The 17,420-nt window shown below is 67.4% G+C and carries 17 protein-coding genes and 1 tRNA gene; 5 read left to right on the top strand and 13 right to left on the bottom strand.

What is annotated here, in order from left to right; all coding sequences use genetic code 11:
• Positions 1-33 precede the first annotated feature (33 nt).
• From ACFQQD_RS07370 to ACFQQD_RS07345, 6 genes are all read right to left on the bottom strand, one after another.
• Positions 34-642 carry a MerR family transcriptional regulator gene (locus ACFQQD_RS07370; protein ID WP_378087858.1) on the bottom strand — a complete coding sequence of 203 codons (609 nt, stop codon included), beginning with the start codon at positions 640-642 and terminating at the stop codon, positions 34-36.
• A gap of 230 nt (positions 643-872) precedes the next feature.
• Positions 873-1,436, bottom strand: a complete 564-nt coding sequence (locus ACFQQD_RS07365) for a bifunctional nuclease family protein (protein WP_378087855.1) — start codon at positions 1,434-1,436, stop codon at positions 873-875.
• Between the two features lie 10 nt (positions 1,437-1,446).
• Positions 1,447-2,133: a MerR family transcriptional regulator gene (locus tag ACFQQD_RS07360; protein ID WP_378090020.1), complete on the bottom strand. Its 687-nt coding sequence runs from the start codon at positions 2,131-2,133 to the stop codon at positions 1,447-1,449.
• Between the two features lie 157 nt (positions 2,134-2,290).
• Positions 2,291-2,752, bottom strand: a complete 462-nt coding sequence (locus ACFQQD_RS07355) for an FHA domain-containing protein (RefSeq protein ID WP_378087853.1) — start codon at positions 2,750-2,752, stop codon at positions 2,291-2,293.
• A gap of 67 nt (positions 2,753-2,819) precedes the next feature.
• A complete protein-coding gene (gcvH, locus tag ACFQQD_RS07350; protein ID WP_378087851.1) occupies positions 2,820-3,206 on the bottom strand; it encodes a glycine cleavage system protein GcvH in 387 nt (128 codons plus the stop codon).
• 63 nt (positions 3,207-3,269) lie between these two features.
• Positions 3,270-4,211, bottom strand: coding sequence for a MarR family winged helix-turn-helix transcriptional regulator (locus ACFQQD_RS07345; protein ID WP_378087849.1), 942 nt, complete (start codon positions 4,209-4,211; stop codon positions 3,270-3,272).
• Positions 4,212-4,368: 157 nt separating this feature from the next.
• Between ACFQQD_RS07345 and ACFQQD_RS07340 the strand changes: the two genes are divergently transcribed.
• A complete protein-coding gene (locus ACFQQD_RS07340) occupies positions 4,369-6,354 on the top strand; it encodes an FAD-dependent monooxygenase (protein WP_378087847.1) in 1,986 nt (661 codons plus the stop codon).
• Here the strand turns inward: ACFQQD_RS07340 and ACFQQD_RS07335 are convergent.
• A complete protein-coding gene (locus tag ACFQQD_RS07335) occupies positions 6,351-6,857 on the bottom strand; it encodes a DinB family protein (protein WP_378087845.1) in 507 nt (168 codons plus the stop codon). The genes ACFQQD_RS07340 and ACFQQD_RS07335 overlap by 4 nt on opposite strands.
• Positions 6,858-7,012: 155 nt before the next feature.
• Between ACFQQD_RS07335 and ACFQQD_RS07330 the strand changes: the two genes are divergently transcribed.
• Together ACFQQD_RS07330 and ACFQQD_RS07325 are read left to right on the top strand one after the other, a co-directional pair.
• Positions 7,013-8,869, top strand: coding sequence for a glycerophosphodiester phosphodiesterase family protein (locus tag ACFQQD_RS07330; protein ID WP_378087843.1), 1,857 nt, complete (start codon positions 7,013-7,015; stop codon positions 8,867-8,869).
• 56 nt (positions 8,870-8,925) lie between these two features.
• Positions 8,926-10,062 carry a hypothetical protein gene (locus ACFQQD_RS07325; RefSeq protein WP_378087841.1) on the top strand — a complete coding sequence of 379 codons (1,137 nt, stop codon included), beginning with the start codon at positions 8,926-8,928 and terminating at the stop codon, positions 10,060-10,062.
• An 18-nt stretch (positions 10,063-10,080) separates the two neighbouring features.
• Here the strand turns inward: ACFQQD_RS07325 and ACFQQD_RS07320 are convergent, their stop codons facing one another.
• Positions 10,081-11,589 carry a peptide MFS transporter gene (locus ACFQQD_RS07320; protein ID WP_378090018.1) on the bottom strand — a complete coding sequence of 503 codons (1,509 nt, stop codon included), beginning with the start codon at positions 11,587-11,589 and terminating at the stop codon, positions 10,081-10,083.
• Positions 11,590-11,760: 171 nt separating this feature from the next.
• Here ACFQQD_RS07320 and ACFQQD_RS07315 point away from each other — a divergent pair, with 171 nt between their 5' ends.
• Both ACFQQD_RS07315 and ACFQQD_RS07310 read left to right on the top strand, forming a co-directional pair.
• A complete protein-coding gene (locus ACFQQD_RS07315; protein WP_378087839.1) occupies positions 11,761-11,976 on the top strand; it encodes a DUF2945 domain-containing protein in 216 nt (71 codons plus the stop codon).
• 173 nt (positions 11,977-12,149) lie between these two features.
• Positions 12,150-12,677, top strand: coding sequence for a DUF421 domain-containing protein (locus ACFQQD_RS07310; protein ID WP_378087837.1), 528 nt, complete (start codon positions 12,150-12,152; stop codon positions 12,675-12,677).
• 59 nt (positions 12,678-12,736) lie between these two features.
• Here the strand turns inward: ACFQQD_RS07310 and ACFQQD_RS07305 are convergent.
• The 5 genes from ACFQQD_RS07305 to ACFQQD_RS07285 all read right to left on the bottom strand — a co-directional run bounded on the left by ACFQQD_RS07305 (position 12,737) and on the right by ACFQQD_RS07285 (position 17,352).
• Positions 12,737-12,810, bottom strand: a tRNA-Pro gene (locus ACFQQD_RS07305).
• A gap of 152 nt (positions 12,811-12,962) precedes the next feature.
• Positions 12,963-14,537, bottom strand: coding sequence for a ribosome biogenesis GTPase Der (gene der / locus ACFQQD_RS07300; RefSeq protein ID WP_378087835.1), 1,575 nt, complete (start codon positions 14,535-14,537; stop codon positions 12,963-12,965).
• On the bottom strand, positions 14,534-15,262 hold the full coding sequence (cmk, locus tag ACFQQD_RS07295) for a (d)CMP kinase (RefSeq protein ID WP_378087833.1): 729 nt from the start codon (positions 15,260-15,262) through the stop codon (positions 14,534-14,536). The genes der and cmk overlap by 4 nt, the downstream gene beginning before the upstream one ends.
• Entirely contained in the window at positions 15,263-16,369 is a 1,107-nt protein-coding gene (locus ACFQQD_RS07290; RefSeq protein WP_378090016.1) for a prephenate dehydrogenase, read from the bottom strand.
• Positions 16,369-17,352 carry a pseudouridine synthase gene (locus ACFQQD_RS07285; protein WP_378087831.1) on the bottom strand — a complete coding sequence of 328 codons (984 nt, stop codon included), beginning with the start codon at positions 17,350-17,352 and terminating at the stop codon, positions 16,369-16,371. The genes ACFQQD_RS07290 and ACFQQD_RS07285 overlap by 1 nt, the downstream gene beginning before the upstream one ends.
• Between the last annotated feature and the right edge of the window lie 68 nt (positions 17,353-17,420).

Genomic DNA, 17,420 nt, shown 5'->3' with positions numbered 1-17,420 from the left:
CGCAGCGGCAACCTGGTGGGGTCGTGGCCCGGGTCAGGACGCGGATTTGCGCTGTGCGCGCCGCTGAGAGAGTTCATCCCCCGGGAACTCGGCCGGAATGTCGAGGTCGCCCTGCAGCTGCTCGGAGGGCAGCTCGGCCAGGGAGCCCTCCACTTCCCGCCAGACGCGGCCCACGGCGATGCCGAAGACGCCCTGTCCACCCTGAACGAGGTCGATGACCTCGTCGGCGGACGTGCACTCGTAGACGGAAGCGCCGTCGCTCATCAAGGTAATCTGCGCCAGGTCGTCCACTCCGCGTTCGCGCAGGTGCTCCACGGCCGAGCGGATCTGCTGAAGGGAGACGCCGGTGTCCAGCAGTCGCTTGACGACCTTGAGCACCAGGATGTCTCGGAAGGAATACAGTCGGTGGGTCCCGGAGCCGCTGGCTCCACGGACGGTGGGGACCACCAGCCCGGTACGGGCCCAGTAGTCGAGTTGACGGTAGGTGATGCCGGCTGCCTTGCAGGCCGTGGGGCCGCGGTAGCCAGCACCCTCGTCGAGTACGGGTAGGTCTTCGCTGAACAGCATGCCCTGCGCGGGGGTGCGCGGGGACGTCTGGTGTTGTCCGGCCGTCGTCTGCCCGGCCTCGCCCTTCGGACTCACTGGAACCCTCCTGGTCATGGATCCACACTGGGGAAGGAAGGTGCCCTGCGGTCCGGATCGGGGAAGAGCACCGGACGTCCGCCCGGCACCCGACCGCCAACCGGTGCGAATGGACCGACGGGCAAGGTGGAACCTCTGCTCATGACGGTATGCCCGGAGGGCTCCCTGGTCAAAGACCCTGCCGTTTCGGTGCCTTGCGTGTCGCGCCCATCACGGTCCCGGACCGAGGCTCAGGACTGGCTGGGGCCGCCGTCGGCGAAGTCCTCGGGGTCCACGTTCTCCAGGAACTCCCGGAAGCGATTCAGCTCGGCATCCCGCTCTGCTGCTCCCGTGACACCGGCGGCGGATTCGTCGATGGGGTCCTCGGCTTCGTCATCGACATCCAACGCCTGATCCGGGTCCACCCCCGCAGCCTCCAGCACCTCGGCCGCGCACAGGACCGGCACGTCAGCGCGCAGGGCGCAGGCGATGGCGTCCGACGCGCGGGCGTCGACTCGCGCTCCCGTGTCCAGGACCAGCTCGGCATGGAAGACGGAGTCCTCGACGGCTTTGATGCGCACCGATTCCAGGGCCGTCCCGGCCGCGGAGATCACCTCGACCAACAGGTCATGGGTCATCGGCCGGGGCGGCGTGATGCCCTGTTGCCAGAGAGCGATGGCACTGGCCTCGGGAGCACCGACCCAGATGGGCACGAGCGTGCCGGTCCCGGGGTCCTGGAGAAGAACCAGAGGCTGATTTCCGGGAAGTTCGACGCGTACACCCAAGACGGTCATTTCCACGTCCGGCAGATTCATGCGGCAGTCCTCACGTATCCAGATCCGCGACCGCCGCCGCCACCAGAGCACTGTGCAGGCTCAGACACGCCTCGCTGAGTTCCCGCGCGGTCTCCGCGACTCGAGCGTTGGCGGCCGCGTCCTTCCGGGTGGCCATCGGAGCGGTCACCCGCTCGATCAATCCCAGTTCCCGATCGGCCGCGGCACGGAACGGTCGCAAGTGACGCGGTTCCAGTCCATGCGCAGCCAGCACGACCGCCGACCTGGCCGCCTTGAGGGCGTGTTCGCCGTAGCGGCCCTGATCGTCCGCGGCGATCATCCCGTACTGCTCCAGCGAGTCCAGCAGTTCGGCGCTGGCGCCGGAGGTGCCCTGCAGCTCGGCCCGAGTGAGGGGGCGAGTGTGCCCGGCGAGCTCCTGGGCCAACTGGTCGGACACCGACCGGGGCGTCAGGGTGAGACCGCCCGGCAGTGATTCGGGGTGCTCTCCGCGATCGACCGCCTCCAGGTAGTCCTTGATGACCTTCAACGGCAGGTACTGGTCTCGCTGCAGGGCCAGGATGAAACGGAGACGGTCGACATCCGCGTCGGTGTACTTCCGGTAACCGGCGCTGGTCCGACGGGGCGTGATCAGCCCCTTCTCTTCGAGAAAACGAATCTTCGAGGCGCTGACCTGCGGAAAGTCGTCTTTGAGTTCCGCGAGGACCTCGCCGATGTTCATCACGGCACGGGAACCGCCGGCCGCGGCGTGCGAAGCGGACGAAGCAGGACGAGCGGAAGAAAGAGAGCGGCGGGAAGCGGCTGCAGTCACGGAAATCCTCGGTCTTCTATCGGTCGCGGTCGTCACACTGAGCGCGGGCCGGCTGATCCGGCATCACTCAACCCGCCGAACGCTGCGTGCCGGCGTAGTACGTCAGCCGAAACTTGCCGATCTGCACTTCCATCCCCGAACGCAGAGCCACCGAATCGACCCGGTCATGGTTGACATAGGTTCCGTTCAGCGAGCCCGAGTCCACGACCACGAAGCCGTCACCGGAGCGGCGGAACTCTGCGTGCTTGCGGGAGACGGTCACGTCATCGAGAAAGATGTCGGCGTCCGGGTGACGTCCTGCGGTGGTCGCATCCTGGTCGAGCAGGAAGCGGGCTCCCTGGTTCGGCCCGGCGTGGGCGACGAGCAGCGCGGAACCGACCGGCAGGGCATTGATGGCTGCGCGGTCCTCGGCCTCGAGGGAGCGGTCCGGAGTGGATCCGAGATCCGGCAGGCCAATACTGGTGGCCTGTCCCTCCGGCTCGGTACCCGCGTTCCGGCCGTCCGGTTGGTGGGTGCCGTCCTGTGACATAGCTCCTCCGAAGGTCTATCCGTCCGAAGCCGGGAAGACCCGACGATCGTGTGATTCCGTGACCTGACTAGCCTACCTGCTGGCGGTAGCCCTCAGCATCGAGCAGTGAGTCAATCTGGCCCGGGTCCTGCAGCGAGAGCTCGAGGAGCCATCCTTCGCCGTAGGGATCGGAGTTGACCTTTCCCGGATCGGCCTCCAGCGCCTCGTTCTGGGCGATGACCGTGCCCGTGACCGGCGCGAACAGATCACTGACCGACTTGGTGGACTCCAGTTCGCCCACGGTCGACTCCGCGGTGACCGAGGCGCCGACCTCCGGAAGGTCGACGTAGACGACGTCACCCAGAGCGTCCTGGGCGAAGTCGGTGATGCCGACGCGCACGACGCCCTCGGCATCCGGTGCAGAAACCCATTCGTGTTCGGTGCTGTAGCGAAGCGCCTCGGGGATATTGCTCACGGTTCCTCCACATCGACGGTGTTCCGGCCGGCCAGACGTCCGCCGCCCGGATACGCCATGAGACTACTGCCCGCCGCAGTGACGCGCCAATGCGGCGGACGGCGGACCGGCGACGACGGCGAGCGCCTCGGTGAGTCGGCTCCGATCCTCGGCACTCACGGGTTCCAGGATCCGTTCCTGGACCCGCACGACAGCGGGCCGGGCCCGCTCCACCACGGCCCGTCCGGCGTCGGTCAACTCCACGACCCGCGTGCGCCGATCGTCTCGACTGGGGCGCCGGACGGTCCAACCGCGTACCTCCAACCGCCTCAGCAGATCCGAAGCGCTGGAGCGATCCACGGCGGCCTCGTCGGCCAGGGAGCTCTGCCCGAGAGCGCCCTGTTCACGGAGCACGTGCAGCACCGCGAATTGCGGACCGGTGAGCACGGTCTTTCCCCCTTCCCGACTTTGCCCCGCCATCTCCACCGCTACTTCTTCCGCCCACAGCGCCGTATGCCGTTGTTGAGCGAGCCGGATGAGATGGCCGGGGCGACGGTCGCCTCCTGGATCAGCCAGCTCAACCGGGTCAGCCAACTCAGCCAGCTCTGCCAGCCGGTCGGTGAACCAGTCGCGCTCGGCCGGATCCAGAGGCTCGAGGAACCGCCGCTGCACCGTGTCAACCGCGGGCTGGAGCCCATCCCAAGCCAACCGCCCCGGAACCGACAGGCAGATGGTCCGACGTCGGGCATCACGGACGGTTCGCTCGCGCCGAAGCCAGCCCTGATCCTCGAGCCGGCGAATGACTCCGGCGACGGTGGTCCGATCCAGACCCGCCGCCAGACCGACGGCATGCTGGTCCAGATCCGTGGACGTCTCAGCCAGAGTGCTCAGCACGGAGAACTGCGGGGACGTCAGGATTCCACCGACGGACTCGGCCCAGAGGAGATTGTGCCGCTGATGACCTCTGCGCAACAGGTGCCCCACCCAGGTGTCCGGTCCCATCTCTTCCCTTCCGTTCTCGCTCATCGTTCTCACTCAGCGTGCATTCCGATGCTTCTTCAACAGTACACAAACGATATGTCTTAATCGGCCATTCAGCCTCTGCACCTGTGCTTCTGACCACACTGTCGGCTAGTCTTGGCAGAACGAAAGCAGTATACGGACGATGCGCACAGGGAGAGCCATGCAATACCACGTGAACGGCTACCGCTACGGAGACCCCACCATCCAGCCGGCCGCCCCCGGTCGTGAGGATGGCCAGGGCCCGCTGCCCGAGGACGTCGACGTCCTGATCGTCGGCACCGGGCCGGCCGGCACGGTTCTCGCCGCCCAGCTCGCCGAGTTCCCCGAGATCACCACGCGGGCCGTCGAGCGCCGTCCGGGGCCTCTGCCCGTCGGTCAGGCCGACGGCGTCTCCTGCCGCACGGTGGAGATGTTCGACGCCTTCGGTCTCGCCTCGACGCTGACCAACGAGGCCTACTGGGTCAACGAGACCACGTTCTGGGCGCCGTCCCCGCAGGACCGCAACGAGATCACTCGCACCGGTCGGATCCAGGACGTCGCCGACGGGCTCAGTGAGTATCCCCACGTCATTGTCAATCAGGCCCGGATGCAGGAGATGCTCCTGGACAAGGCCAAGAAGTCTGCGTCTCGATTCGAGGTCGACTACGGACTCCTCGCGACCGGGCTCGACGTCCCCGATGAGCCACTTGCCCCGGTGACCGTGCATCTCGAAGAGACCGATGAGCACGGCCGCGGCACGGGGGTGAGCCGAACGGTCAGGGCACGGTACGTCGTCGGGTGCGATGGTGCGCGCTCCACGGTCCGTGCCTCGATCGGCCGCACACTGCACGGCGACGCCCAGAACCACGCCTGGGGCGTGATGGACGTGCTGCCCGTCACCGACTTCCCGGACATCCGGAAGAAGGCCGTGATGCAGTCCGCCTCCGGCTCGATGATCCAGATTCCGCGCGAGGGTGGGCATCTGGTCCGCTACTACGTCGATCTCGGAGACCTGCCCGAGGAGGGACGGAGCTTCCGGGACAGCACCACCTACGAGGACATCCTCGCCGCCGCGCAGAAGGCCTTGCACCCCTACACACTCCAGGCCCGTGACGTGGCCTGGTGGAGCGTGTACGAGGTCGGCCAGCGGCTCGCCGACGGATTCGACGACGTTCCGGCGGAGCAGGCCGACCTTCTGGATCCGAGGGTCTTCATCACCGGCGATGCCTGCCACACGCATTCGGCCAAGGCCGGCCAGGGCATGAACGTCTCCATGCAGGACGCGTTCAACCTGGGGTGGAAACTCGCGGCTGTCCTGACCGGGCGCTCCCCCGCGTCTCTCCTGAGCAGCTACTCCGCCGAACGGCAGAAGGTGGCCCAGGAGTTGATCGAGTTCGACAAGCGCTGGTCGAGCATGATCGGTTCCAAGGTCTCCGACCCGGACGATCCGGACGCCGGTGGCGTGGCGGCCGACGACGTCGAAGCCCACTTCGTGGCCGGTGGGGAGTTCACCGCTGGGCTGTCCACGACGTACGAGAAGTCTCTGTTGACCGGCGGTACCGAACACCAGCACCTCGCAGCGGGTTTCCGGGTCGGCACCCGATTTCATTCGGCGCCGGTCATCCGGGTGGCGGATGCGAAGCCGCAGCAGCTGGGCCACGTTCACGAGGCCGACGGGCGCTGGCGTCTGTACGCCTTCGCCGGGAAGAGTGGTTTCTCCGCGGACGGCGACGGGCATGAGTCGGCGTTGTCCGCCCTCGTGCGCTTCCTGGACGAGGCTCCGGACTCGCCCGTGCGTCGGTTCACCGCCGACTCGGCCGCGGACGATGCCGTCTTCGACGTGCGGGTGATTCTGCAACAGGAGCATCACACGGTGGACGTGAACGCCCTGCCGGCATTCCTGTTCCCGGCCAAGGGTGCTTTCGGCCTACGCGACTACGAGAAGGTGTTCAGCGCCGAGAAGACCAACGGTCGCCTGCTCGGCCTGGTCCCCGGGCTCGAGGCCACTCACGACATCTACGATCTACGGCGGATTGACCGTGAACGCGGGGCACTCGTGGTCGTCCGGCCTGATCAATACGTATCCCAGGTGCTGCCCTTGGAGGCCCAGGACGATCTGGCCCGGTTCTTCGCAGGTTTCATGCTTGAGCCGGGGAATGACGGTTAGGCGTCGGACATCCCGGTGATGTAGGCCGCCTGGCCGATGTGCTGCAGGGCATCGGCATAGACGCTGACCAGCCGGGCTCCGCGGGTCACGGGCGGGTCCCACTGGGTGTCGATGACCTCTCCGAGGTCCGACTCGTCCAGAGTGCCTAGATAGTCGGTCGATTCCGCGGTCACCGCGTCGAGGTAACCGCGCAGCAAGTCCTTGTCCTCCACCACGACGGAGCGGGCCTGGTCTTCGGTGTGCCCGAAACCGTGGTCACCGGCAGAGACGTCCAGGTCGAAACGCTCTTGCCACCCTTGAGCCGTCCAGATCTGTTCTCGGCCGGCCAGATCGGCGACCTGGGCATCGATCTCGCGGGCGGAGTGCCACAGGAGCCAGGCGATGGAATTGGGATGACCGCCCGGATGCCTGTTGAGTTGCGACACCTCGACACGGTCCCAGAGCAGATCCAGCTGATCGAGGGGTCGATGGGCGAGGTCTTGGAGCACAGCGATGCCGTTCATGCCCCCAGTCTGGCACTGGTCATGGGCGGGTCACCAGGGATTCACAGAACCGTGTTCCCCAAGACACCTTGCCTGAGCAGACTCGTGAGCAGTCCCCGGCAGTGCCCCGCCGGCACCCTGCCCGCCCGTGACGACTCACCCTCAGGAGCCCTTCAGTGACCACCACTGTGCGCCGCACGTCCACGGCAGCCGCCTCGGCCCTTGCCGTGGTGGCCGCCTCGACGCTCGCCTTGACCACCATTGCCGCTCCCGTCCACGCCGAGCCCGGTGACGTGGTGCTCTCGGAGAACTTCGACTCCGGCAGCCTGCCCGACGGGTTCCACGCCGTCGACGGCGACTGGCGCGTCGAAGACGGCCGGCTCGTCGTCACGGCCGGAGGCATCGACCGCCTGACCTTCGGCGAGCACCGGGACAACTTCCGTTTCGAAGCGGATGTCCGCTTCGAGACCGTGGCGAATCCGGCTCGTTGGACCGGCCTGGTCCTGGACGTCGCGGAGGATGGCTCCAGCCCCTGGTGGCAGGCAGCGATGCGCAGCAATTCCTCAGCCCCGAACGGCATCGAATTCGCCCAGCGGACCAGCGGCGACACCTGGAACGTCCCCTACACCGCGTCCGCTCCGACCGACGCCGGCGTGGGACAGGACGTCCACGTGGCCATCGAAGTGCAGGGCACCACGGCCACCTGGTTCTTCAACGGTGAGCGAGTCCTGACGGGGCAGATCCAGCGGTCCGAGGAGGGAGTCCTCGGACTGACGGCGGACAACGCCACGGTCAGCTACGACAACATCACGGTGACCGAGATGGAGCCGGACAGCCCCATCCTCGAGGAGGGAGAGCTGCCGGTCACCGTCGCCCACCGCGGGTATTCCTCGATTCTTCCGGAGAACACGCTGCTGGCCGAGGTCGCGGCCATGAAGACCGGCGCCGAGTATTTCGAGGTCGATGTCCAGACCACGCAGGATGACGTCCCGGTCATCATGCACGACGGCACGGTGGACCGCACGACCGACGGCACCGGCGCCGTCGGCCTGCTCCTCACCGAGTACCTCACCGGTCTAGACGCCGGAGCGTGGAAAGACGAGGCCTATGCCGGCGAGCCGGTCCTGACCCTCGAACGCATGCTCGAGGCCATGGAGACCAATCCAGGAACCCTGATGCTGGAGATCAAGGGCTCGGAGACCCGCGAAGAGGTCGAGCGGATGATCGACATGATCCAGGAGGCCGGCATGGAGGACCGGGTCGCCGTCGAGTCCTTCGACCTGAACACCGTCCGCTACGCCATGGAGTACGCCCCGGAGATTCCCCGTGGCGTGCTGCGCGGGGCAGTCGACGCCGATCCCGTGGCGGTGGCCGAGTCTGTGGGAGCCACCATGTACAACCCCTCAGCGAGCGGTCTGACCGCAGAGACGGTCGATACCCTGCACGAGGCCGGCATCGCCGTGCTGCCCTACACCATCAACAGCGCCGCCGAATGGGCCCGACTGCAGGAGATCGGGGTGGACGGCATCGTCACCGACCGGCCGGGGGCCTTCATCGGCTGGAAAGAAGCTCAGGGGACCGCGGTCGGGAATGAGCCCGCGGCGGAGCCGACCGTGGAGATCGTCGGGCTGGCCGACGACGCCGAGGTGGAGCGCGGAGAGAGCATCGTGGTGGCTGCGGCCCGCACCGATGCCGAGGCACTCACTCTCGAACTGGACGGCGAAGCCGTCGAGGAGGGCACCTCTCTGGTCGCACGCGACCTGGCGCTCGGGGAACACAGGCTGACCGCCACCGTCACTGGTCCCGGCGGCAGCGCCACGGACACCCTGGACTTCTCGGTCACCGTCACCGAGGACGGGCTGAGAGATCGTCTCGGCGGCTGGGGAGTGACTCACGGTCAGCAGAAGCAGCTGGAGAAGGCACTGGCCGCCGGAGACTTCGAGCACCTGGCCGCGGTCGCCCGGAAGCATGTCGCGGACCGCGATCTCCTCGCCACGGCTCTGGAGGAGATCGAGTACCTGGGTTCGAAGTAGCCGGGGTCCGTCCAGGGGCTGGTGTACTTTCCGGATCTCGTGGGTACCGTGTCTCCATGAGCATCGATATTCCTTCCACTGAAGATTTCGCAGAGCTCACGCAGCACCGCCACGCTGCGAGCGTGACCGCCTATGTTGCGTCGTCCGGGCACCATGACTCCCGGTCGCCCATCGGCAGGAATCCCGAGGTCGCGCAGTTGGCGCTGCGCACCGCCGTCGGCGAGTCTCTGAGTCGTCTGGAGTCGGCCGAGATCCCCGCCGAGGACCGGGACAGCATTGTCGCCGCGGTGGACGAATTGGTCGACGACCGCGATTTCTGGGCCACCCAGGCCCGGTCCATCGCGGTGTTCGTCTCTCCGGACCGGCTACGGGCGTTCCGACTCATGAACCATCTGCGGACCCATTCGAGCGAGGGAGACCGGTTTGACACCGGGCCCTTGATCCGCGCCACCACGTTCGCGCACAGCGGCTTCGTGCTGGCCCTGACGCGCGGGTCGGCACGGCTGCTCGCGTTGGAGTCGGACGCGTCGTGCCACGAGGTCGAACTGACAGGATTGCCGGAGGACCTCGGACTCGAGTTGCAGACCGCTGACAATGAGGGACGGATGGACCGTCAGCGGGCGGACGGTTCCCTGCGGCCGAAGATTCAGCGCCGTGATTTCTGCTCGACCGTCCAAGAGGCCGTCCTGCGCCAGATCAATGGCTCGCAGCATCCACTGGTGTTGGCGGCGAGTCCCGATCTGGAGCCGGCCTACCGCGAGGTCAATACCTACCGGCGGCTGCTGGACGAGGGCATCGAGGCCAATCCCGCCTCCTTGAGCCTGGACGACCTCGCCCGACGAGGCCGCGAGGTACTGGATCGGAATTACGCGACCCAGCTGGCGGCCTGGCGCGAAGAGTTCGGAACCCTCCGCGCCCATGGCCGGGCGAGTGCCAAGCTTCGGGAGATCGCCAGAGCAGCGACGGCCGGTCAGGTGGACGTGTTGCTGTTCGATTTGGCGGCCGAGCGCGAAGGCACCATCGACGAGTACGGCAATGTGACTCCCGCGGACGAACCGGGAGCCCACACCTATGGACTCGCCGATGAGGTGGCCGCTCGCGTGCTCCGCACCGGGGGGATCGTCAAAGCCGTTCGTTCGGCAGATCTGCCCGACGGAGCGAAGATCGCCGCGACCTTCCGGTCAGCCCGTTGAGGTGATGGCCGGACGGCCTCAGTCGACGCCGCGCATCGCCCGGTGCACCGGCTTGGAGACGATCAGCATGACCACACCGATGGCGATCGTCACGGCGCCGAGCACGCCGAAGTAGGCGCCTTCGTTCTCTGCGGTGTAGAAACCCGCCAGGGAGCCCGCCAAGGCGGTGCCCAGGGCCACGGACAGGTTGTACAGGGCCACCATCAGCACCGGGTAGTTGACCGGCGCGAGCTTGGTGGACAAGGACAGCCCCACCGGGGAGACCAGCAGTTCGCCCATCGTGGCCGCGAAGAGGATCAGCGCGATCCATAGCACCGGCACGGCTGCGGTGCTCACCATCGGCAGGAAGAGCAGGAACGCCGCGCCCATCAGGGCGATGCCGATGGCGAACTTGACCGGCGTGTTCGGCTGGCGCTTGCCCATCCGGGTCCACAACCAGGCGAAGACCGGGGCGAAGAGGATGATGAACACCGGATTGATGGACTGCACCCACGGAATCGGCATCTCCCAGCCGAAGAGGTTGCGGTCCAGTCGAGTGTCCGAGTAGAGGGTGATCACCGTGAACTGCTGCTGGAACAGGGCGAAGAAGGCCGAAGAACCGATGAACAGCGGGATGAAGGCGATCACCCGTGATCGCTCCACCCCTTGAACCTTCGAGGAGACCAGCAGAAAGGCGAAGATCCCGACGGCGGCCACGGCGGCCAGAATCACGACGACGTCGGCCAGGTTGGCCGCGTTGACGACCCCGGTGCCCAGCAGCACGCCGATGACGACCAGGCCCGCGACTGCCATGAGGACCCACCGGGGGTACTGGCTGCGGGGCAGCGGATCGGGGACCGCATGGACGTCGTCGGGCAGGTCCTTGCGGCGCACCCAGTACTGCGTCAGACCGACGGCCATGCCGATCGCCGCCAGGCCGAAGCCCAGGTGGAAGCCCCACGTCTGCTGTACCCAGCCGGTCAGCAACGGACCGAAGAGCCCACCGATGTTCACGCCCATGTAGAAGAGCGAGAAGCCGGCGTCACGGCGTGGATCCTCGCGGGAGTAGAGGTGGCCGACGAGGTTCGCCACGTTGGCCTTGAGCCCGCCGGAACCGACCGCCACCAGCACCAGTCCCAGCACCAGGCCGGGGATGGCCGGGACCAGGGCCAGCGCGATGTGCCCGCACATGATGAGCACCGCGCTGTAGAACATCGTCCGTTCGGAGCCCAACAGCCGGTCGGCCACCCAGCCGCCGAGGATGCAGAAGACGTACACCATGCCGCCGTAGGCGCCCACGATGCCGGTGGCCACTCCCTCATCGATGCCCAGTCCGCCGTCGGTGGTCTGGAAGTACATGTAGATGAGCAGGATGCCCTGCATCCCGTAGAACGAGAACCTCTCCCACATCTCCACGCTGAAGAGGTTCGCCAGCGGCCCCGGCTGGCCGAAGAAGGTCCTGCCGGAGGGATTGTGTTCGTGCTCGGAGGAGTCGGGAGATGTGGTCTCGGCGACGTGTGTCAAGCCGGGATCGCCGGCGCCGCCCATACCTGCGGGCTCATTCGATGAGGGAAATTTCACCAGTACACCGTCCTCCTGTTCCGCCGATAGTGCAAGTTCGACGCGCGCCTGTTCCCTTCTCGCCCTCCGGTGAGACACCATCAGACTCAGGAGAACAGTGCCCTCTCAGGGCCCTCACCACGTCACGAAAGGATGGACATGACACAGCGATTCTCCGTGGGAGACCGAGTGATGTGGATGTCCGAGGCCGGCGAGGTCTCCGGCAGAATCACCCGGGCACATACGGCGGACTTCGACTACAACGGCCACATCCGGGAGGCGTCCGAGGACCACCCACAATACGAAGTGGTCAGCGACGCGACCGGCCACGAGGCCGCCCATCGGGGTGAGTGCCTGACCCGGATCGACGACTGAGTCCCGGCTCAGCACCGGGGCCGGGGACCGCAGCTAGGCTGAAACCATGTGTTGTCTCCACCCCGTCGACCCCGCCGATCACTCGTGACGCCGCCCGAGGGATGGGCTCAGGCCCTCGCAGAGCACCTGGGGATCGAACCCTGGCGGATCCCGATCGTGGTGGTTCCGCCGTCGTGGTCTATCTGGTGTTCCTGACCCTGGTGCGGTTGTTCGGGGCTCGGATCCTGACCGGCGTGACCAGCGCCGACGCGGTGGTGGTGACGATGTTCGGGGCGGTGGCCGGTCGAGTGATCATCGGCCATCCTCCGACGTTGGCCGCGGGACTGATCGGGCTGGTCACTCTCGTGCTCATGGAGGCCGCGTTCGGAGCGGTGGAGTCCACCTTCAAGGGCCGTCGGACGTTCGGGGTCCCTCCGACGGTGGTGCTGGCCAAGGGACGGCCGTTGCCGGTCGCCTGCCGACGCACTCATACCAGCGAGGCCGACTTGCGCGCGGCGATCCGGCAGTCGGGCGCCGCCGGATTCGACCAGGTTGAATGTGTGATCCTCGAATCCAGTGGCCGGCTCAGTGTCATTCGCCGGGGCCAAGAGGTCGACGCCGGACTCCTCACGGGGGTGCTCGGCGCCGAGCACGTGATCAGTCGAGGCCAGGGCGGCTCACGCCAGCATGTTCGCGCTGATCCTGACGCCTCGCACCAATAATCAGTGCGAACCGTCAGGATCACCGCGAATCGCGGATAGTGCCTACGCCGCACACACGGTCGGGCTAGCGGGATTCGAACCCACGACCTCCTGACCCCCAGTCAGGCGCGCTACCAAGCTGCGCCATAGCCCGTCAGACCGCGACGTCGCCGCCGCAATCCACCAGTCAACTGTACAGCATCCGGCCGCGAGATCCGTCCACGGCACGGTGGCCAAGCACGGCACACAGGCACCGTGCGCAGGCACCGTGCACAGAGCAGAACGGATCGCCCCGACCGACCGCCGTCAGCGTTTGCGCGACCGTTTCTCCCGCACGCGCATGCCCAGTTCGATGGGGCTCCCCTCGAAACCGAACGTCTCCCGCAAGCGCCGGATGATGAACCGACGGTAGCCCGGGTCGAGGAACCCGGTGGTGAACAGCACGATCCGTGGAGGCTGCGTGGAGGGCTGGGTGGCGAACAGAATGCGGGGCTGCTTGCCACCGCGCACGGGGTGCGGGTGTGCCGCCACGAGTTCGCCGAGGAAGGCGTTGAGCTTGCCCGTCGGGATGCGGGTGTCCCAGGAGTCCAGCGCGATGTCCAGGGCGGGAACGAGCCGGTCCTTGTGCCAGCCGGTCTTCGCGGAGAGATTCACCCGCGGAGCCCAGGCCACGTGGGCCAAATCCCGGTCGATCTCCCGTTCCAGGTAGACACGCCGGTCCTCATCCATCAGGTCCCACTTGTTGAACGCCAACACGAGAGCACGCCCGGAGTCGAGCACCAGCTGAAGGATGCGCACATCCTGTTCGGACAGCACCTCGGAGGCCTCCAGCAGCACGACGGCCACCTCGGCTTTGTCCAGCGCGGAGCGCGTCCGGAGCGAGGCGTAGTAGTCGGAGCCGTGGGCCATGTGCTGGCGACGGCGAATGCCCGCCGTGTCCACGAACCGCCACAGCCGTCCGCCCAGCTCCACCAGTTCGTCCACCGGATCTCGCGTGGTGCCGGCGGTCTCGTCCACGACGACCCGGTCAGAACCGGCGAGCTTGTTCAGCAGCGAGGACTTGCCCACATTCGGCCGCCCCAGCAGGGCCACCCGGCGCGGTCCCCCGCGAGGGATGATGCCACCGTAGGCCGATTCGGCCGGAAGCAGCTCGACCACCGCGTCCAGCAGGTCGCCGGTGCCGCGACCGTGCACGGCGGAGACCGGGAACGGCTCGCCCAGTCCCAGTCCCCACAGCGTGGCAGCGTCGGCTTCCTGAGTGAGGTCGTCGACCTTGTTCGCCACCAGGATCACCGGCCGTCCCTTGCGGCGCAGCATTTTCACCACGGCCTCGTCGGTGGAGGTCGCTCCCACGGTGGCGTCCACCACGAACAGCACGACGTCAGCCACATCCACGGCCAGTTCGGCCTGAGCGGCGACTCGTTGATGGATGCCCTTGGCGTCATGCTCCCAGCCGCCGGTGTCCACGACCGTGAAGATCGTGCCGTTCCACTCGGACTCGTAGCTGACGCGGTCGCGCGTCACTCCGGGCACGTCCTCCACCACGGCCTCACGTCGGCCGATAATGCGGTTGACCAGCGTGGACTTGCCCACATTCGGGCGCCCGACGACGGCCAGAACCGGCGGGACCGGCTCGTTCCCCGGTTCGGTCTCGCCCTCCACCCAGTCGCTGAGGAGGGCCGCGTCCTCGTCGTCGAGTTCGTAATCCTCCAGGCCGGCCCGGAGTGCTTCGGCCCGCTGTCGGGCGTCCTCATCGGACAGGGCGGCGAGCCGCTCAGCGATGCGGTCCTCTCCGGTGGGCACGTACTCCGCGCCGTCGTCGTCGTTCGGTTTACCGGCTGGTGCTCCGGTGTCGCGGCCGGCACTGTTCTCGGTGCTCATGCGCGTTCCCCTTCCGGGTCTGTGGTCTGAGTTGCTTGCTGCCGGGCCACTTCGGCCAGCACGGCCTCGACGGTCTCCCCGAAGTCGAGCTCGGTGGAGTCCACCAGGCCCACGCCGTCGGCGGGGACCATGAAGTCCACCACGGCCGAATCGCGGGCGTCCCGTCCGGCCACCTGGTCGGCCAGTTCCTTCTCCCCCACCGTGTCACCCAGCTGGGCGGAACGGCGTGCCGTCCGGGCCTCAGGGGACGCGGTGAGCAGGATGCGGGCGTCGGCGTCCGGGGCCACCACGGTGGTGATGTCTCGGCCCTCGGCCACGATGCGCCCGTGAGTGTCGATCATTTCGCGTTGCCGGGCCACCAGCAGTTCGCGGACGGCCCTGTTGGTGGCGACCACGGACACCACACTCGAGACGGCGGGGTCACGGATGGCCTCGGTGATGTCATCGGTGCCCACCACCACTCGCTCGAGGTCGGGGTCCACCGAGAGGGCCAGGTCCAGATCCTGTGTGGCGGCCACCACGGCATCGGCGTCATCGAGCACGCCGGTCTGCTGGCAGTGCCAGGCCACGGCCCGGTACATGGCCCCGGTGTCCAGGAACGCCGCGCCGAGCCGGCGGGCCACCTCCTTGGACACGGAGGACTTTCCGGAGCCCGAAGGCCCGTCGACGGCCACCACCAGTCGCGGTGTCTCGCCGGTCGAAGGGTTCATCTCTGCGCCCGTCATTCAGACCACCTTCCATCCCTGCGCGGTCAGCGCATCGGTCAATTCCTGCCGGCGTCCGGGCAGCACGGAGATCTCGAGCATGCCGACCTCATGGCCGGCGGAGTGGTCCATGCGGAGGTCTTCCACGTTGACCCCGGCCTCACCCACATCGTGCAGGACGGCGGAGATCTGGCCAGGAGTGTCGTCCACGATGACGGTGACCACGGCGAAGGCCTGCGGTGGCGCGCCGTGTTTACCCGGAATCCGGGCGTGCCCGGCGTTGCCCTCCGCCATCAGCTGAGCGATGTCCAACCGGGCGCCGGGCGCCGTCGGGTCCTCCATCGTGGTGATCAGTCGGTCCAGATCTTCGCGGACGCCGTACAGAATCCGCCGAATCTCCTCGGCGTTGGCGGCCAGGATCTGCACCCACAGTTGCGGGTCCGAGGCGGCGATGCGCGTGGTGTCCCGCAGTCCGTTGCCGGCCAGGGCCAAGGCGGATGCCGGGGTCTCCTGCAGACGCGATGACACGAGTGAAGCGGCGATCTGCGGCAGATGCGAGATCAGCGCCACCGACGCGTCATGGTCAGCAGCGTCCATGCGGTGGACCGTGGCGCCCAGCGTCCGGGCGATCTCCTCGGCGGCCACCACGGCACGATCCTCCGCACCCTCGGCCGCGCACACCACCCACGGGGCGGCCGTGAACAGTTGACCGCGTGCGGCTACCGGCCCGGACCGTTCACGCCCGGCCATGGGGTGCGTGCCCACATACCGGGCGGACTGGGCCGGGCTCAAAGCCCCGTTCTCGACGGCGGCCTGCACTTCGGCAGCGATCGCCACCTTGACGGAGGCGATGTCCAGCACGACGGCGTCCGGGAACCTCTGCAGTGCGTCGATGACGACCTGTCCGGTGACGTCCGGCGGCGAGGCCACCACCACAGTGCCCGGCTGCGGACAGTTCTCCTCCCAAGGATGACCTGCGCCGATGTCCACGGCGACGGCCTGCGCCGAGGGTGAGGGGTCATGCAGCAGCACCTCGGCGCCGGCAGCCCTGAGCCCCAGGCCGATGGAGGCGCCCAGGAGTCCGGTACCGCGGATCAAGACCGGTTCCGGAATGCCCCGCGGGGCCATCACAGGCCCACCTCGGCCATCAAGTGGCCCTGTTCCTGTCGACCCATCTGCCGGATTGATCCCTGCTTCTGGTCCCCGAGGGCGATCGGGCCGAACTTGACCCGGACCAATCGCTCGACCGGGTAGCCGACCTCCTTGAACATGCGACGGACGATCCGGTTCTTGCCGGAGTGCAGCACGACCTCCACGAGCACGTGGCCCGGGGTGGAGTCCACGAGCTTGAAGGAATCGACCTGCGCGAAGCCGTCCTCGAGCTGGATGCCCTCCTTGAGCTGCGCTCCGATGCCCTTGGCCATGGGGCCGGGGACCTGTACGAGATACGTCTTGGGAATCTCGTACCGCGGGTGGGTCAGCCGGTTGGCCAGTTCGCCGTCATTGGTCAGCAGCAGCAACCCCTCGGTCTCCGTGTCGAGGCGACCGACGTGGAACAGTCGAGGAGTGTCGGCCTTGCCCTTCTTGAGGTAGTCGGAGATGCACGGACGCCCCTCCGGGTCGTCCATGGTGGAGACGACGCCACGTGGCTTGTTGAACGCGAAGTACTTCAGCGTGGTGTCCAGCTGCAGCCGGATGCCGTCGACGTGGATGACCGAGACGTCGGGGTCCACACGGACGCCCGTCTCGGTGACGACTTTGCCGTCCACCTCGACCCGGCCTTCGGAGATGAGGTCCTCACAGACCCGGCGGGAGGCCACACCGGCGGAGGCCATCAGCTTCTGCAGTCGCACGCCGTCCGGGTTGTGGACCTCGGAGAAATTCTGCTCTCGAGTCGCGCGGTTGGGGCGATGGGGTTTCCTCGCCGCGCCCAGGTTCCGGTCGTAGCCGTCCTGGGCGTCGTCCCGGAACGGCCCGCCCTGGCGCCCCGGCGCGGGGGTGCCCCGCTGCTTGCGGGGGCGCCCCGCGGAGGGGTTGCGGGACTGGCCCTGTCCGGGCCCGCCTCGGTAGTCGTTCTTCTTTCCGGAGCCTCTCGGCTTGCGGTCGTTCATGACTGCGGTGTCCTTCGTGTTGTGACGTCAGTGTGTGGTCGTCAGTGTGGTCGGCGGTGTAGCTCAGT

The organism is Citricoccus sp. GCM10030269 (assembly GCF_042665635.1).
Classification (GTDB): Bacteria; Actinomycetota; Actinomycetes; order Actinomycetales; family Micrococcaceae; genus Citricoccus.
This window is presented reverse-complemented; position numbering and strand designations above follow the sequence as displayed.

What these genes read in the sequence shown, in the direction of transcription:
- cmk (WP_378087833.1), bottom strand. Translation starts at nt 15,262, where the DNA reads ATGACGGGCGCAGAGATGAACCCTTCGACCGGCGAGACACCGCGACTG.
- ACFQQD_RS07290 (WP_378090016.1), bottom strand. Translation starts at nt 16,369, where the DNA reads ATGGCCCCGCGGGGCATTCCGGAACCGGTCTTGATCCGCGGTACCGGA.
- ACFQQD_RS07360 (WP_378090020.1), bottom strand. Translation starts at nt 2,133, where the DNA reads ATGAACATCGGCGAGGTCCTCGCGGAACTCAAAGACGACTTTCCGCAG.
- ACFQQD_RS07365 (WP_378087855.1), bottom strand. Translation starts at nt 1,436, where the DNA reads ATGAATCTGCCGGACGTGGAAATGACCGTCTTGGGTGTACGCGTCGAA.
- ACFQQD_RS07355 (WP_378087853.1), bottom strand. Translation starts at nt 2,752, where the DNA reads ATGTCACAGGACGGCACCCACCAACCGGACGGCCGGAACGCGGGTACC.
- der (WP_378087835.1), bottom strand. Translation starts at nt 14,537, where the DNA reads ATGAGCACCGAGAACAGTGCCGGCCGCGACACCGGAGCACCAGCCGGT.
- ACFQQD_RS07335 (WP_378087845.1), bottom strand. Translation starts at nt 6,857, where the DNA reads ATGAACGGCATCGCTGTGCTCCAAGACCTCGCCCATCGACCCCTCGAT.
- ACFQQD_RS07285 (WP_378087831.1), bottom strand. Translation starts at nt 17,352, where the DNA reads ATGAACGACCGCAAGCCGAGAGGCTCCGGAAAGAAGAACGACTACCGA.
- ACFQQD_RS07325 (WP_378087841.1), top strand. Translation starts at nt 8,926, where the DNA reads ATGAGCATCGATATTCCTTCCACTGAAGATTTCGCAGAGCTCACGCAG.
- ACFQQD_RS07345 (WP_378087849.1), bottom strand. Translation starts at nt 4,211, where the DNA reads ATGAGCGAGAACGGAAGGGAAGAGATGGGACCGGACACCTGGGTGGGG.
- ACFQQD_RS07340 (WP_378087847.1), top strand. Translation starts at nt 4,369, where the DNA reads ATGCAATACCACGTGAACGGCTACCGCTACGGAGACCCCACCATCCAG.
- ACFQQD_RS07320 (WP_378090018.1), bottom strand. Translation starts at nt 11,589, where the DNA reads ATGGGCGGCGCCGGCGATCCCGGCTTGACACACGTCGCCGAGACCACA.
- ACFQQD_RS07315 (WP_378087839.1), top strand. Translation starts at nt 11,761, where the DNA reads ATGACACAGCGATTCTCCGTGGGAGACCGAGTGATGTGGATGTCCGAG.